This is a genomic window from Patulibacter americanus DSM 16676 (assembly GCF_000420025.1).
In the GTDB taxonomy this organism is placed as follows: domain Bacteria; phylum Actinomycetota; class Thermoleophilia; order Solirubrobacterales; family Solirubrobacteraceae; genus Patulibacter; species Patulibacter americanus.
Window position 1 is genome coordinate 138,863 of the sequence record NZ_ATUD01000007.1, and the last position, 14,646, is coordinate 153,508.

Below are 14,646 nucleotides of genomic sequence, written 5' to 3' on the forward strand. Positions count from 1 at the left end.
GCGGTCTTCTTGCGTCAACCGACTCCTCCCCCGGGGCGTACGCCGCACGGCGCCATCGCCGGCCGTCACGCGGCGTGTGGCCGCGCTCAGCTGCGCTCGGCGACGATGCGCGCGAGCTCGACGCGCGACGAGATGCCGAGCTTCGCGAACGCGCGCCGCAGATGCGTGCCCACGGTGTGCGGCGAGAGGTGCACCACCAGGGCCACCTCACGGTTCGTGCGGCCCTCCGCGACAAGGCCGACGACCCGCAGCTCGGAGGGCGTGAGCGACTCCCACCCGGCCGGCGCGACGACGTCCCGGGCCCGGCGCCCGGCGCCGAGCGCGGCCAGCCGGCGGAGCACGCGCGCGGCCTCCCCCGCCGCGCCGGCGGTGCGGTGCAGCGCCAGCGCGGCGTCGAGGTGGACGACGGCCTCGGCGGGCTCGGCGTCGGCGAGCGCCACGGCGAGATCCTCGTGCGCCCAGGCCCGCGGCAGCGGCCGCCGGGTCCGACCCAGCACCTCGACCGCCGCGCGGAGCCCTCCGACGTCGGCGTCCAGCAGCCCCCGGGCGTGCAGCGCCGCCGCCTCGAGCACGGCGTACCCCGGCGCCCGCGTCGTCCACCGCTCGGCCATCGAGACCGCCGTCTCGGCGCGCTCCCGCAGGCCCGCGGCCAGGGTCATGCGCACGTAGGCGGGGACGTCGAGCGGATCGAACGGGGTCGCCAGCGCCGGATCGATGCCCCGGAACGCCTCGGCCGCCTCGGCGGTCAGCCGGCGGACCTCGTCGATGTCACGGGTCGCGTGGGCGATCAGCGCGCCGAGCCACGCGCCGGCACGGCGCACGAGCGGGGCCTCGTCCCGGCGGAGCCGCTCCGCGTGGACCCGGGCGGTGGCGACGGCGTCCGGGTCGCCCTCGAGCAGGGCGACGCGCCCGTAGGCGTAGGCGGCCGTGGCGTCCGTGAAGTTGGCGGAGCCGAGCTCCTCGACCATCGTGAGGGCGGCCTCCGCCTCGGTGCGGGCGTCCTCGAGGCGCCCCGCGTCGAAGAGCACGCGGCTGCGGGTCGCGCTCCACAGCTGCATCGCCGAGGCCTGCCCCCGGTGCTGCGCCACGCGGATCCCCGTCTCCGCCTCCGCCAGGGCGTCGTCGAGCCGCCCGCACGCGTTCCAGAGCAGGCAGCGCCACAACGACTCCGGGACCCACAGGGCGTGCGAGACCAGGCCGGCCCCCCGCGCCGTGGCGAGCGCCTGCTCGCACAGTGCCTGCGCGGCGTCCCAGTCCAGGCGGTAGTACGCGACGACCGACTGGACGGCGACGGCGGTCGCCTCGGCGTACTCGTCGCCGACGACCCGCGCGGCGTCGAGCGCCCGTACGACCGCCACGTCGGTGGCCTCGATGTCACCGACCATCGAGAGGTTGAGCGCCTCGGACGCCAGGAGTTTCGCGCGCAGCGCCGGCGAGATGCCCGGGAGCGCCGCGCCGGCGGCGCTCTGGCGCACGGCCTCCGCGAACGACTCGCCACTGGCCACGCGCGCCAGGCCCAGGCGGATCTCCCCTTCGACCTCCGGCTCAAGGCCGCCGCCCAGCGAGCCGCTCCACAGGGCCCGGGCCGCGCCCGACTCCCCCGCCTGCCACAGCAACGACGCCGTCTCCCCGACCAGCGCGCCACGTCCCGGGTCCGCAGCCGGCAGCAGCTGCAGCGCCCGGCGGCTCAGGGCCGCGGCCGACGACGGATCGGACGCGGCGAGCTCGCCGGCCGCCCGGCGCAGCAACGCGATCGCCTCGTGGTCCCCGGGACGCGCCGTGTGCACGAGCACCTCGGCGACCTCGACGTCCGATGCCCGGCGGCGCAGCAGCACGTCGACGGCGCGGCGACGGAGCTCCTGGTGCTCCGCGGGGGTCAGGGCGCCCCGCACCGCATCGCGGACGAGGTCGTGCCGGAACGCGAGCTCGTCGTCCCGGGCGACGAGGAGTCCGGCATCGAGCGCGTCCTGGACGGCGACCGCCACCCGCGGCGGAGACGCGTCGAGGAGCTCGGCGAGCCGGCCGACGGAGAACCGGTGCCCGAGCACGGAGGCCGCACGCACCACCTCGCGAGCCGGCTCGCGGAGCTGGTCGACACGGGTCCGGGTGGCGTCGACGAACCGCGCCGGCACGGGTCCCGCGTCCGCCCGGGCGACGCCGTCCTCCACCCGGACGCGCCCTTCCGCGACGAGCCCGCTGAGCAGCTCGAGCAGCGCGAACGGGCGGCCCTGGGCAGCGTCGACGTGGCGCATCAGCCCCTCGTCGGGCGGGGCGCCGACGACGTCGGTCACCACGTCGGCCACGGCCGCGGGGGTCAGGGGCTCCAGGGCGAGGCGGCGGGCACCGAGGTGTTCCAGGCGCTCGAGCGCGTCGCGCACCTCGCCGTCCTCGTCCGCGGGCCGGAACGCGAACAGCCACGCGACGGCGTGCGTCGACAGCCGCGCCGGCAGCGTCCGCAACGCGAGGAGCGTGGCGGCGTCGGCCCACTGGAGGTCGTCCACGACCACGAGCAGCGGGGCGCTCAGTGCGGCGTGCTCCAGCGCCTGCTGCAGCTCCTGCAGCACCCAGAAGACGCCCTCGGACGCAGGCGGCAGCGCGGCGAGCGCGTCGCTGGTGAGGACGGGCTGCGGCCCGGCCGTCAGGGCGTCGAGCACCGGCTGCAGAGGGCGCAGCCGCGACGCGGGATCGGCGCCACCCGCGGCCACCCGCACTCCGAGGGACGAGGCCGTCGTCACGGCGGCCTGCAGCAGACGGCTCTTGCCCAGGCCCGCAGCGCCCTCGACGAGGGTGACGGACCCCCGGCCGTCGCGCAGCCCATCCAGGGCGGCCTCGAGCTCGAGGAGGGGCGCGGTCCGGCCCCGTACGGGGCCCGCGGGCTGCTCCGAGCCGGGTCCGGAAGCGCCGTTCACGGGCACACGATGGATCGCACGGCACGGAAGGCGGCCGGGCGGCAGGCCTGGAGGCGGGGCGCGACAGGCACAGCGTCCGAGGCTACCTGGCGACGCCCCGATGCCCGACGGCGGACCGGACGCTCGTCCGGGGACGGGTTGCCGGCGCCGGTATCGTCGGCACCCATGCCATCGGCCCGACGACTCCCCCGCACGTCGCCGACCGCCACGCCGCCGTCACCGGCGACGGCCGTGCCGCGGGGGACGTGACGTGGACCGCAGGCTGCCGCTGAGGGGCCGCCGTCCGCAGCTCGAGGTCGTCCGGGGCCTCCTGGACGACGCGCGAGCCGGACGGGGCGGGGCCGCCACCCTCGTCGCCGAGGCCGGGAGCGGCAAGTCGCACCTGCTCCGCGCGGCGGCCCGGCTGGGGCGGGAGGCGGGGGCGACGGTCGCGACGGGTGGTGCCGCCCCGGGGGACCGCACGCTCCACATGGCGCTCCTGACCGAGGCCCTCGTCCCCGTGCTCGGGTCCGGCGCCGTCGCGCTGCCCGACCTCAGCGCACATCCCGACCGCGCCTCCTGGTTCCTGCAGGAGCTCGAGATGCTGCTCGAGGAGCGAGCGCGGGTCGCTCCCGTGCTCGTCTGCCTCGACGACCTGCAGTGGGCGGACCGCGGCAGCCTCGATGCCCTGCGGGCCGTCGTCCCCCGGCTCGCCTCCGTGCCGATCGCCTGGGTGCTGGCGTCGCGTCCCGCCCCCGGTCACGCTGCGCTCGACGCCCTGCTCGACCGGCTGCGCGGAGTCGGAGCGACGGAGCTGACGCTCGGCCCGCTGAGCCCGGACGACGCGTTGCGGGTGGCGCAGGACGTCATCGGTTCGCCCCCGGGCCCGCGGCTCCAGCAGGCCGTCGCCCGCGCCGACGGGCATCCGTACCTCGTCGTGGAGCTCGTCCGGGGCCTCGTGGACGACGAGCACCTCGACGCCGTGGGGCCCGCGCGCGAGCTGCCCGCCGAGCGCTTCGACGAGGCGCCGGCCCGGGTGCGCGAGGCGACCCGTGCGCTCCTGCGCGGCCTGTCGGCGTCGGCGCGCGAGGTCGTCGGCGTCGCGGCCGTCATCGGCCGGCGGTGCGGATGGGACGATCTCGCCGCGGCCGTCGAGGTCGCCCCGGAGGAGCTGGACCCGCCGCTGGAGGAGCTGGTGCGCGCGGGGGTCTTCGTCCGTGCCGACGGGGAGTACGCCTTCCGTCACGACCTCGTGCGGGAGGCCGTCCTCGCGGCCCTCGGCGTTCCGGTCCGCAACGCGCTGGAGCGACGGGTCGTCGATCTGCGTCTTGCCGCCGGTGCGCAGCCCGTCGAGGTCGCCGGCCAGCTGGCGCGTTCCGCGTCGGCCGGGGACGACACCGCGGCCGAGGTGCTGTTGGACGCGGCCAGGACCCTCGGGGCGTCCGACCCGTCGACCGCTGCGGACCTGGCCCGGCGGGGCTTCGAGGTGGCGCCGCCGTCGCACGCGGCGCGCGCCGCGCTCGCCGCCGAGACCGTCACGCTCCTGCACGCGGCGGGGCGGGCCGCGGAGGGACGCGCGTTCGCCGACGACATGCTGCCCCGCGTGCTCGACCCGACCGGCCAGGCCGAGGTGCTCCTGGCCGTCGCCTGGATGTTCTCCGCCGCGCCCGACGACGCCGTCCGTGCGGGGCGGACCGCCCTGGGCCTGCCCGGGGTGCCGGCGGCGTTGCGCGCCCGGCACCTCGGCAAGCTGCTTCACAGCCTCGGCATCGCCGGCCGGCCGGACGAGGCGGAGCGCCGACGGCCCGAGGCCGTACGGGCCGTGCGCGCAGCCGACGACGCCGATGCGACCTTCGCCCTCGTGGTCGGCGAGACGCTCCTGGACCTCACCGCCGGGCGGTATACGGCGGCCCTGCGCCGGATCGACGCGGACGATGCGGCGTGGCCGGAGCACCCGCTCCGCGGGATGATCTGGCCCCACTGGCGGGCCGACCTCGCGATCGGACGCGACGACCTCGACGAGGCCCTGGAAGCCTCGACCCGCGGTGCGAAGACCGCCCGCGCGGCGGGGCAGGCGTGGGAGGCCGAGCTGTGGGAGCAGCGCCGGGGCCTGGTGCTCCTGCAGCGCGGGCGGCCGGCCGACGCCGTCGCGGTGCTCGAGGGCCTGAGCGTCCTGGACGAACAGACCGTCGTCCGGACGGGCCCCGACGCCATGGCCCTGCTCGCGCTGGGCCGCGCGGCGATCCACACGGGCGACGCCCGCCTGACCCGCGTCACGGGCGCGGTCGCCGACCGGATGCTCACGGAGTCGGCGCCCGAGATCCGCCGGCACGGCGCGTGGCTGCTCGCCCTGCAGGCGATGGCGGCCGGCGACCCGCGGGGCGCGCGGGCGGCGTTGGGGCGGCTCGGCGACGACGCCGAGCCGACCGTGCTGCCGACGGTGATCGCCGACCCGCTCTACGCGCCGCAGCTCGTGCGCCTCGCCACGGCTGCCGGCGACCTCGACCTGGCCCGGCGCGCCGTCGTGGACGCCGACGCCGCGGTCGACCGCGAGCCCGGCATCCCGGTCGTCCGCGCCGCGGCCCTCCACGCCCGCGCGCTGCTCGAGCACGACGACGACCTGCTGGCCGACGCGGTCGCCGCGTTGCGCAGGACGGAGCGTCCCCTGGGGCTCGCCTCCGCGCTCGAGGACCGCGGCCGCCGGTGCGCCCAGCGCCGCGCCGGGGACGAGGCCGTCGCCCTGCTCCGCGAGGCGGCGGCGCTCTTCGACGCGGCCGAGGCGTCGTGGGACGCGGCCCGGGTCCGGGGCCGCTTGCGGGCCGCGGGCGTGCGCACCGGGCGTACGCGGGCACGGGCCCAGACGTCGGGGTGGGAGGGCCTGACGCGCGCGGAGCTCGCCGTCGTCGAGCTCGTCGCGCAGGGACTCTCGAACCGGCAGGTCGCCGACCGCCTGTTCCTCTCGCCCCACACCGTCAGCACCCACCTGCGCCACAGCTTCGGCAAGCTCGAGGTGCGCTCGCGCGTCGACCTCGCCCGCGTGGCGCTGGCGCAGGCGGGCGGCGGCTAGGCGACCGACGCGACGGCGGCCCGGACCACGTCGGCGACGGCCTTCGGCTGCGACAGGGCAACGGCGTGCGACGCGCCCTCGACCTCGACGACGGTCATCCCGGCGCGGTCGAAGCCGAAGCGGTGCACCTCGGGGTTGATCGTCGTGTCCGCCGTCGGGATCAGGCCCCACGAAGGGGTCGTCTTCCACGTGGCGGCCGGGGCGGCCTCGGCGAACGCCGACGCCGCCAGCGGGCGCTGCGCGATCGCGAGGAACGCGGTCACGTCGGTCGGCACGTCGTTGGCGAAGACGGACGGGAACGCCTCGGGGGCGACGGAGACGTCGGTGCCGTCGGGCTCACCCGCGATCGGGAACGGCGCGGTGCGGAGGTTCGCGGCCAGCGCGGAGTCGGCGAACCGGCCCTGCAGCTCACCGAGGCTCTCGCCCTCGTCGAGCGCGTAGGCGGCGACGAAGACCAGCGCCTTGACCTTGTCGTCGACGACGTTCGAGATCACGGCGCCACCGTAGGAGTGCCCGACGAGCACGACGGGACCATCGATCTGGTCGACGACGCTCTTGATGTAGGCCGCGTCGGAGGCCACGCCGCGCAGCGGCACGGGCGGGGCGACGATCGTGAGGCCGTCGTCCTTGAGCTCGCCGTAGACGGCGGACCAGCTCGACGCGTCGGCGAAGGCGCCGTGGACGAGGACGACGGTGGGGGTGGCGGACATGAGGACCTTCTCGGTTCGGATTGGGGGTGCGGTGCAGGGGTGGCCTGCGGACCGCAACTTGGCCCCCGCCTGAGGCCCGCTCTAGGGTCGAACGACCGTGGGCCGACGGCGGCGCCCGGCCGCGGCGTCGCGGTCGACGGCGGCCCCGGCGTGCCGATCCCCGGTGGGCACGGGCGACGCGTGCCCTCGGCCGCCCGGCCGTCGCGGCGGCTGGCGGCCTTGGGTCATCCGACGGTGATGGGCTGACAGGGCAGCTCCGGGGCGCCATAGTCGCGTCGAGATGTCGTCCTCCCCCGCCCCGTCGTCCCCTGATCCCGCGGCCGGCGGCCCGGTCCTCGTGCTCGGCGCGACGGGCACCCAGGGCGGGGCCGTCGCCCACGCGCTGCTCGGGGCCGGGGTCGGCGTGCGGGCGCTCGTGCGCGACCCCGCGTCGGCGCGCGCAGCGGCGCTGGCCGACGCCGGCGCCGAGCTCGTGCGCGGCGACCTGACGGACGAAGCGTCGCTCGAGCGCGCCTTCGCCGACGTCGGCCGCGTCTACGCGGTGACGACCCCGTTCGGCCCGGACGGCGCGGCGGCCGAGGTCGAGCAGGGCGCGGCGATCGTCCGCGCCGCCGAGGCCGTGGGCTTGGACTGGCTGCTCCTGGCCTCGGTCGCCTCGGCCGGCCGCGCGCCCGTGCCGCACTTCGAGAGCAAGGCGCGGATCGAGGCGGCGCTGCGGGCGTCGGACGTGCCGTGGACGGTGATCGCGCCGAGCTACTTCTACGAGAACGTCCTCGGCGCCGCCCGCGACGCCGCGGCGTCGGGCGAGCTCCCCCTGCCCCTCCCCTCCGACGTGCCGCTGCACCAGGTCGCCCTCGCCGACCTGGGCGGGGTCGTCGCCGCCGTCCTCGGCCGCCGCGACGAGCACCTCGGCCACCGGGTCGAGGTCGCCGGCGACGCGCCGACGCCGGCCGAGATGGCCGCAGCGTTCGGCGCGCACCACGTGTGGACCTCGCTCGACGAGGTCCGCGCCCGCAGCGCGGACCTGGGCGCGATGTACACGTTCCTCACCGACCCGGGCTACGGGATCGACGTGGCGGCGGTCCGGGCGCGGTACCCCGAGGTCGAGTGGACGCGCTTCGCGGACTGGGCCGCCGGGGTCGTCGGCGACGGCGGCGCTCCGGGCACCGGAGCGGGGACGACCGCATGAGCGCCCCCGAAGCCCTCCGGGCGCAGCGCCCAGGGGCCGCCGGCCGGAGCCGCCACCTCCGCGACCGGTCCGGCGGCCACGGCTCGGCCACGACGGTCGAGCTGTTCTTCGACCTCGTCTACGTCTTCGCGATCACCCAGCTCGCCCACCTGCTGATCGGCCACCTCGACGCGGAGGGTGCGGCTCGGACGCTGTTCCTGCTCGTCGTCGTCTGGTGGGCGTGGAACTACACGACGTGGATGGTCAACTGGTTCGACCCGGGTTCGCTGCCCGTTCGCCTCGTCCTGATCGGCGGGATGCTCGCCTCGCTCGTCATGGCCACGGCGATCCCGGTGGCGTTCACCACGGGCGGCATCGTCTTCGCCGCCGGGTACGTGGCCCTCCAGTGCGGACGCAACCTCGTCGGCATGCTGCTCCTGCCCCGCGGCGAACCGTTGCGGGGGACGTTCGAGCGCCTGCTGGCCTGGAGCGTCGCGTCCGGCGTCCTGTGGATCGCGGGCGGCCTGGCCGACGAGTCCGTCCGGCCGCTGCTGTGGATCGCGGCGCTGGCGATCGACCTCGCGGGGCCCTTCGCCCGCTACCGCACGCCGGGCCTCGGGCGGTCGGAGACGAGCGACTGGACGATCGACGGCACGCTCTTCGCCGAGCGCTTCCACCTCTTCATCATCATCGCGCTGGGCGAGTCCATCGTCATCACGGGCGCGACGAGCGCCGACGCCGGGCTGGGCGTCGAGACCATCGCGGCGCTCGCCGTCGCGTTCACGGGCACGGCCGCGCTCTGGTGGCTCTACTTCGAGACGGTGGCGGGCAGCTCGCAGCGCGACATCGCGCAGCACGAGGACCCCGGACGCATCGCCCGCGACGCGTACACCTACCTGCACGTCCCCATCGTTGCGGGCATCATCCTCGTCGCCGTCGGCGACGAGCTCCTGCTCCTGCACCCCCTGGACGAGCTCGACGGCGCCGGCATCGCCGTCACCCTCGGCGGCCCGGCCCTCTACTTGCTGGGCGAGCTGCTCGTGCGCCTGCGCATGGTCGGCCGCGTGAGCGTGCGCCGGTCGGTGGCGATCGCCGCGCTCGCGGTCCTCGTCGTGCCGGCGCTCGTGCTGCCGGCGATCGCCGTGGCCGGGCTGGCGACGGCCGTACTCGTGGCGCTGGCGGCGTGGGAGTACGAGGGGCGGCCCGCGGGCTGAGGGGCGCCGAGCGCGCCGGTGGCCGGACGCTGCGGGCGGCCCGACGGGACGCCGGAGGACACGCCCCGCAGACGACAGCGCCGCCGGACGGCGATCAGGTCGCCCACCAGTCCCGCCGGCCCTCGACGTCGGCGCGTGGGTCGTCGCCGAGGTGGGGCGCGCCGACGACGAGCAGCTCGAGGCCGTCGGGCCCGGCCTCGTAGCCGCGCCACGTGCCCGGGGCGACCCGCACGACGTCGAGACGCCCGACCTCGATGACGACCTCGTCGAGCTTCATGCGCCCGCTGCCGCCCACGACCACGTAGACCTCCTCCTGCTCCCGGTGCGTGTGCCCGTACGGGAACCGGTAGCCCGGTGGGACCCATTGGTAGCTCAAACCGGACCGTTCGAGCCCGAGCGCGGCGCTCGCGTGCCGGAACTCGAGCTCCGGCGGACCGTCGAAGTTCGACCCGACGTCGGGCACGTCGGCCCGCAGGTTCCGGTGCGTGAAGGGCATGGCCCGAATCTACGGGGCGCACCTCCCAGCGCGGCCGGGGTCGCGTCGGGCTCGCCGCCATCGGGCCGGACACCGCCACCACCGGCCGGGGTGGCATCCGGCCGGGGCCGTCGCACCCGAAACGCAGAAGGCCCCGCCGGGGCGGGGCCTTCGTTCAGGAGCGGCAGACGAGATTCGAACTCGCGACCCTCAGCTTGGGAAGCTGATGCTCTACCAACTGAGCTACTGCCGCACGCCCGGTCACGATACCGCGGACGGCCCGGCCGTGGCGCTCCGGCGGGCGCGAGGGACTACCGTTGAGGCTGATGCGCCGCTCCGCCGTGCCCCTGCTGCTCGGGTCCCTCGCCCTGGTGCTCGTGGCGGTGCTCGCCTACGCGCTCAGCCGGTCCGACCCGGGCGAGAGCCGGCAGCGGTCGCTGGACGCGAAGGTCGAGGCCGGCCAGCCCGTCCCCGCCCCCGGCTCGGACCGGACGCTGCTCCCCGTCACCGAGGGCGTGCGCAAGCGGCTGGCGGACTACCGCGGCCAGGTCGTCGTCCTGAACTTCTGGGGCTCGTGGTGCGACCCGTGCAAGAAGGAGGCCCCCCTCCTCGAGCGCTACCACCAGCGGCTGACGAAGGCCAAGGTTGGCACCGTCCTCGGGGTCACCTACAAGGACACCCCGGAGGACAGCCGCGAGTTCGAGCGCGAGTACGGCCTGACGTACCCGTCCTTCCGCGACCCGGGCTCGGACCTGGCCCAGGAGTACGGCGCGGCCGCCATGCCCGAGACGTTCATCCTCGACCGCGAGGGCCGCATCCACGCGATCGCGCGCACCGCGGTCAACCAGGAGTTCATGGACTCCGCCCTGGAGCGCGCCGGCGTCCCGAAGGGCACGCTCGCCCGATGAGCGCGACCCTCCCCCGCGCGGCCGGGCCGGCGGCCACGCCAGGCGCAACCCGGCTGACCGCCCCGGCCGTCTCCCGCTTCGCGCGACTCGCGGCCTCGGTCCTCGCCCTCGCGGCCCTGGTGCTCGTCCTGCTCGCCGCCGTCGCGCACGCCGCCACGCCCCGCACCACGCTGGAGGACGTCGAGCGCGAGCTCATGTGCGTCACCTGCGGCACGCCGCTGAACCAGTCCGACGCCGTGCAGGCCAACCGCGAGCGCGGCGAGATCGAGCGGCTCATCGCCCAGGGCAAGACGAAGGACCAGGTCATCGACGGCATGGTCGACGTCTACGGCCCGGAGGTGCTGCTCAACCCGCCGGAGGACGGGCTGCGCGCCGCGCGCTGGCTCTTCCCCGCCGCCGGCGCGCTCATCGGCCTCGCGATCCTGCTCGTGGTCGTCCGCCGCTGGCGCCGCCGGCCCGACGGACCCGACGACGACGACCCCGCGCCCGACGACGGGCCGGACCTCGAGTCCTCCTCCCCCGACCTCACCGCCGACGACCAGCGCCGGCTCGACGCCGACCTGCGCCGCTACGCGTGAGCCTGGCGCTCCCCCTCGCGTCGGCCAACCCGACGGTCTTCGCCGCGTTCGCCGCCGGGCTGCTCTCCTTCGCCTCGCCCTGCGTGCTCCCGCTCGTCCCCGGCTACCTCTCCGTCCTCACGGGTGGCGAGAGCGTCCGGCCCAAGAGCGACCGGCGAACGGGCGCGATCCTCGGGCCCGCGGCGGTCTTCTGCCTGAGCTTCATCCTCGTCTTCGTGGTCCTCGGGCTGTTCGCCCAGGGCCTGAGCGCCCCGCTGCGCGACCAGCGGGGCACGCTCGACGTGATCGCCGGCGTGCTGCTGATCGCTATGGGCGTCGTCTTCCTCGTCAGTCCGTTCGTCCCGCTGCTGAACCGGTCGATCCGCCCCGACGCGCTCATGCGCCGCGCGGGCACCGGCGGGCCGATGGTGGCCGGCATGGCCTTCGCGGTCGCGTGGACCCCGTGCGCCGGGCCGATCCTCGGCGCCATCCTCACCGCCGCGGCGACCCAGAGCGGCGTGGGCGGCGGGGCGTTCCTGCTGCTCGCCTACGGCCTGGGTCTGGCGGTGCCGTTCCTCGCCGCCGCGCTCGCGCTGGAGCGGGTGACGAACGCCGCGCGGATTATCCGCAACCACTACACCGTCATCACGGCGGTCGGCGGCGTGCTGCTCATCATCATCGGCTGGCTCGTCGCCAACCACGAGATGGCGCGCCTGGCCGCGAACGCCCGCGACGTGGTCGACGCGCTGGGCCTCGGCGGCCTGGTCCGCGCCCTCGAGCGCTGAGGGCGCCCCTCAGACGACCTGCGCGGCCGCGTACCCCGAGGCCCAGGCCCACTGGAAGTTGAACCCGCCCAGGTGGCCGGTGACGTCCAGCACCTCGCCGATGAAGTACAGGCCGGGGCTGCGGCGCGACTCCATCGTCTTCGACGAGATCTCGCGCGTGTCGACCCCGCCCAGGGTCACCTCGGCGGTGCGGTAGCCCTCGGTGCCGGCGGGGACGACCTGCCACGCGGAGAGCTTGTCGGCGACGTCGCGCAGCTCGGCCGCCGTGTACTGCTTCATCGGCTTCGACACGAACCAGCGGTCGCTCAGCAGGCCCGCGGTCTTCTTCGTGAAGATCTCGCTCAGCACCGTCTTCAGCTCGGCGTCGGGGCGCGCGGCGCGCTGGCCCTCGAGCCACTCCAAGGCGTCGCGGTCGGGCAGCAGGTTGATCTCGACGGCGTCACCGAGCTGCCAGAAGCTGGAGATCTGCAGGATCGACGGGCCGCTCAGCCCGCGGTGGGTGAAGAGGATGTTCTCGTGGAAGCTGTGGCCGTTGCAGCGCACGACGCTGTCCACCGACGTGCCGGAGAGCTCGTTGCAGAGGTCCTTCAGCGCGTCGGTGATGATGAACGGGACCAGGCCCGCGCGGGTCGGCAGCACCTCGTGGCCGAACTGCTTGGCGACCTCGTAGCCGAAGCCGGTGGCGCCGAGAGTCGGGATCGACAGGCCACCCGTGGCGATCACGAGCGACGCGCAGGCGACCTCGCCGATGTCGGTACGCAGCGCGTAGCCGTCGCCCTGCTTCTCGATCTTGCGCACCGCCGTGTTCAGGCGCACGTCGACGCCGACCTCGTCGCACTCCTTCAGGAGCATGTCGCGGATGTCGCGCGACTTGTGGTCGCAGAAGAGCTGCCCGAGCTTCTTCTCGTGGTACGGGATCGCGTGCTTGTCGACCAGGGCGATGAAGTCCCACGGGCTGTAGCGGGCCAGCGCCGAGTGGCAGAACTGCGGGTTCTGGGAGAAGTAGTTCTCCGGCTCGGCCCACATGTTCGTGAAGTTGCACCGGCCGCCGCCGGACATGAGGATCTTCTTGCCCGCCTTGTTGGCGTGGTCGAGCAGGAGCACCTGACGGCCGCGCGCGGCGGCCGTCATGGCGCACATCAGGCCGGCGGCGCCGGCGCCGATGACGACGACGTCGGTCGTGCGCACCGCTGCCCGCCCTACATCCGCTCGGGCGCGGTGACCCCGAGCACGCCGAGCGCGCCGGCCAGCACCTGGGCCGTCGCGCGGCACAGGTCGATGCGGCGGGCCCGGACGTCGTCCGGCAGGTCCGCCGCCAGCACGGGGCAGTCGCGGTAGAACGCGGAGTAGCCGCGGGCGAGGGACAGCGCGTAGGTCGCCAGGCGATGCGGGGCGCGGCGGTCGGCGGCCTCGGCGACCTCGTCCGGCCAGGCCAGAAGCGCCAGCAGCAGCTCGCGCTCCGACGACTGGATCGCGGTCTCCTTCACGGCGTCGTCCTCGCGGGCGGCGGTGGTCTCCCCCGCGTCGGCGCGCGCCAGGATCGACTTGATGCGGGCGTGCGCGTACTGCACGTAGTAGACGGGGTTCTCCGCCGACTGCTCGCGCGCCTCGGCCAGGTCGAGGTCGATCGTGGTGTCGTGCGAGCGCGCCAGCAGGTACCAGCGGGCCGCGTCGACGCCGATGTCCGCCACGAGGTCGTCGAGCGCCACGAACTCGCCGGCACGCTTGGACATCCGCGCCCGCTCGCCGTTTTCGAACAGGTTCACGAACTGCGTGATGAGCAGCTCGATCTGCTCCTTCGTGCCGCCCAGGGCCACGAACGCCGCCTCGATACGGGCGACGTAGCCGTGGTGGTCCGCGCCGAGCACGTTGATGATGCGGTCGTAGCCGCGCACGCGCTTGTCGTGGTGGTACGCCACGTCGGAGGAGAAGTACGTGGGGCGGCCGTCGGCGCGCACGATCACGCGGTCCTTGTCGTCCCCGGAGTCCGTGGTGCGCAGGAACAGCGCGCCGTCCTGCTCGTACGTGCGGCCCTGCTCGGCGAGCACCGCGAACGCCTCGTCGACCTTGCTCGGCTGCCCGTCGTGGGACTGGTGCAGCGAGCGCTCGGAGAACCACTGGTCGAACGTCGTGCGGAACGCCTCGAGGGAGGCCTTCTGGGCCGCGACCATGAGGGCGATGCCCTCCAGGGCGACCTCGTCGACCGGCCGCGTGGCGGCGTCGGTGATCCGCGAGGCGACCTCGGTGACGTACTCCCCCTGGTAGCCCTCCTCCGGCGGCTCCTCACCGCGCGCACGGGCCTGGAGCGAGGCGCCGAAGAGCGCGACCTGGTTGCCGTGGTCGTTCACGTAGTACTCGCGATGGACGCGGTGCCCGTGGAAGACCAGGAGGTTCGCGAGCGCCGAGCCGAACGCTGCGCCGCGCGCGCCGCCGATGTGCACGGGGCCCGTCGGGTTGTTCGAGACGAACTCCAGGTGGACGGACTCGGCCGTGCCCGCCTGCGTGGCCCCGGCGGCGCCGTAGTCGTCGCCCGCGGCGAGCACGTCGGCCAGCGCGGCGATCAGCCACGCGTCGGAGAGCCGCAGGTTCATGAAGCCGGGGCCGGCGACGTCGATGCCGAGGAGGTCGTCGCCGAGGTGCTCGGAGAGGGCCACCGACAGGCGCTCGGCGATCATCGGCGGCGCGGCGCCCACGATCTTCGGCAGCAGCATCGCCGCGTTCGTCGCGTAGTCGCCGTGCGCGGCCTGCTTCGGCCGCTCGAGCGTCGGCGCGGACTTCGGTCGCTCCCCCCCGGTCACGGCGAGCACGGCGTCGTCGAGGACGGTGCGTAGGCGCTGCAGCGGGGAGGGTGTCGCGGTCACCCTCCCAACTGTA

11 protein-coding genes and 1 tRNA gene are annotated in these 14,646 nt (G+C 75.5%); 6 read left to right on the forward strand and 6 right to left on the reverse strand.

The window, feature by feature from the left end; translation table 11 throughout:
* Positions 1 to 86 precede the first annotated feature (86 nt).
* Complete coding sequence (locus tag F593_RS0112980; protein WP_157251793.1) at positions 87 to 2,909, reverse strand: ATP-binding protein; 2,823 nt, start codon at positions 2,907 to 2,909, stop codon at positions 87 to 89.
* A 250-nt stretch (positions 2,910 to 3,159) separates the two neighbouring features.
* Here F593_RS0112980 and F593_RS0112985 point away from each other — a divergent pair, with 250 nt between their 5' ends.
* On the forward strand, positions 3,160 to 5,955 hold the full coding sequence (locus tag F593_RS0112985; protein ID WP_022929189.1) for an ATP-binding protein: 2,796 nt from the start codon (positions 3,160 to 3,162) through the stop codon (positions 5,953 to 5,955).
* Here the strand turns inward: F593_RS0112985 and F593_RS0112990 are convergent.
* Positions 5,952 to 6,665 (reverse strand): alpha/beta fold hydrolase, encoded by a 714-nt coding sequence (locus F593_RS0112990; protein WP_022929190.1) that lies wholly within the window; start codon positions 6,663 to 6,665, stop codon positions 5,952 to 5,954. The genes F593_RS0112985 and F593_RS0112990 overlap by 4 nt on opposite strands.
* A gap of 280 nt (positions 6,666 to 6,945) precedes the next feature.
* On the opposite strand from F593_RS0112990, the gene F593_RS25015 reads away from it, so the two are divergent.
* On the forward strand, positions 6,946 to 7,854 hold the full coding sequence (locus F593_RS25015; protein ID WP_022929191.1) for an NmrA family NAD(P)-binding protein: 909 nt from the start codon (positions 6,946 to 6,948) through the stop codon (positions 7,852 to 7,854).
* On the forward strand, positions 7,851 to 9,047 hold the full coding sequence (locus F593_RS25020; protein ID WP_051160539.1) for a low temperature requirement protein A: 1,197 nt from the start codon (positions 7,851 to 7,853) through the stop codon (positions 9,045 to 9,047). The genes F593_RS25015 and F593_RS25020 overlap by 4 nt, the downstream gene beginning before the upstream one ends.
* A gap of 94 nt (positions 9,048 to 9,141) precedes the next feature.
* On the opposite strand, the gene F593_RS0113005 is transcribed toward F593_RS25020, so the two are convergent.
* The gene (locus F593_RS0113005; protein WP_028721661.1) at positions 9,142 to 9,543 is read right to left on the reverse strand and encodes a cupin domain-containing protein; all 402 of its coding nucleotides are present in this window, start codon (positions 9,541 to 9,543) and stop codon (positions 9,142 to 9,144) included.
* 159 nt (positions 9,544 to 9,702) lie between these two features.
* Positions 9,703 to 9,775, reverse strand: a tRNA-Gly gene (locus tag F593_RS0113010).
* Between the two features lie 73 nt (positions 9,776 to 9,848).
* Here F593_RS0113010 and F593_RS25025 point away from each other — a divergent pair.
* The 3 genes from F593_RS25025 to F593_RS25030 are packed head-to-tail and all read left to right on the forward strand — an operon-like array spanning position 9,849 to position 11,772.
* Positions 9,849 to 10,430, forward strand: a complete 582-nt coding sequence (locus F593_RS25025; protein WP_022929192.1) for a TlpA family protein disulfide reductase — start codon at positions 9,849 to 9,851, stop codon at positions 10,428 to 10,430.
* Positions 10,427 to 11,008, forward strand: a complete 582-nt coding sequence (locus F593_RS0113020; protein ID WP_022929193.1) for a cytochrome c-type biogenesis protein — start codon at positions 10,427 to 10,429, stop codon at positions 11,006 to 11,008. The genes F593_RS25025 and F593_RS0113020 overlap by 4 nt, the downstream gene beginning before the upstream one ends.
* Positions 11,005 to 11,772, forward strand: a complete 768-nt coding sequence (locus F593_RS25030) for a cytochrome c biogenesis CcdA family protein (RefSeq protein ID WP_022929194.1) — start codon at positions 11,005 to 11,007, stop codon at positions 11,770 to 11,772. Before F593_RS0113020 ends, F593_RS25030 begins: the two co-directional genes overlap by 4 nt.
* Positions 11,773 to 11,781: 9 nt before the next feature.
* Here the strand turns inward: F593_RS25030 and F593_RS0113030 are convergent, their stop codons facing one another.
* Together F593_RS0113030 and argS are read right to left on the reverse strand one after the other, a co-directional pair.
* Positions 11,782 to 12,960, reverse strand: coding sequence for a BaiN/RdsA family NAD(P)/FAD-dependent oxidoreductase (locus F593_RS0113030; protein ID WP_022929195.1), 1,179 nt, complete (start codon positions 12,958 to 12,960; stop codon positions 11,782 to 11,784).
* Positions 12,961 to 12,971: 11 nt separating this feature from the next.
* Positions 12,972 to 14,633 (reverse strand): arginine--tRNA ligase, encoded by a 1,662-nt coding sequence (argS, locus tag F593_RS0113035; RefSeq protein WP_022929196.1) that lies wholly within the window; start codon positions 14,631 to 14,633, stop codon positions 12,972 to 12,974.
* Between the last annotated feature and the right edge of the window lie 13 nt (positions 14,634 to 14,646).

Bases quoted from the DNA above. Each gene is read 5' to 3' on its own strand.
- F593_RS0113020 (WP_022929193.1), top strand. From the start codon at position 10,427: ATGAGCGCGACCCTCCCCCGCGCGGCCGGGCCGGCGGCCACGCCAGGC.
- F593_RS0112990 (WP_022929190.1), bottom strand. From the start codon at position 6,665: ATGTCCGCCACCCCCACCGTCGTCCTCGTCCACGGCGCCTTCGCCGAC.
- F593_RS25015 (WP_022929191.1), top strand. From the start codon at position 6,946: ATGTCGTCCTCCCCCGCCCCGTCGTCCCCTGATCCCGCGGCCGGCGGC.
- F593_RS0113005 (WP_028721661.1), bottom strand. From the start codon at position 9,543: ATGCCCTTCACGCACCGGAACCTGCGGGCCGACGTGCCCGACGTCGGG.
- F593_RS25020 (WP_051160539.1), top strand. From the start codon at position 7,851: ATGAGCGCCCCCGAAGCCCTCCGGGCGCAGCGCCCAGGGGCCGCCGGC.
- F593_RS25025 (WP_022929192.1), top strand. From the start codon at position 9,849: ATGCGCCGCTCCGCCGTGCCCCTGCTGCTCGGGTCCCTCGCCCTGGTG.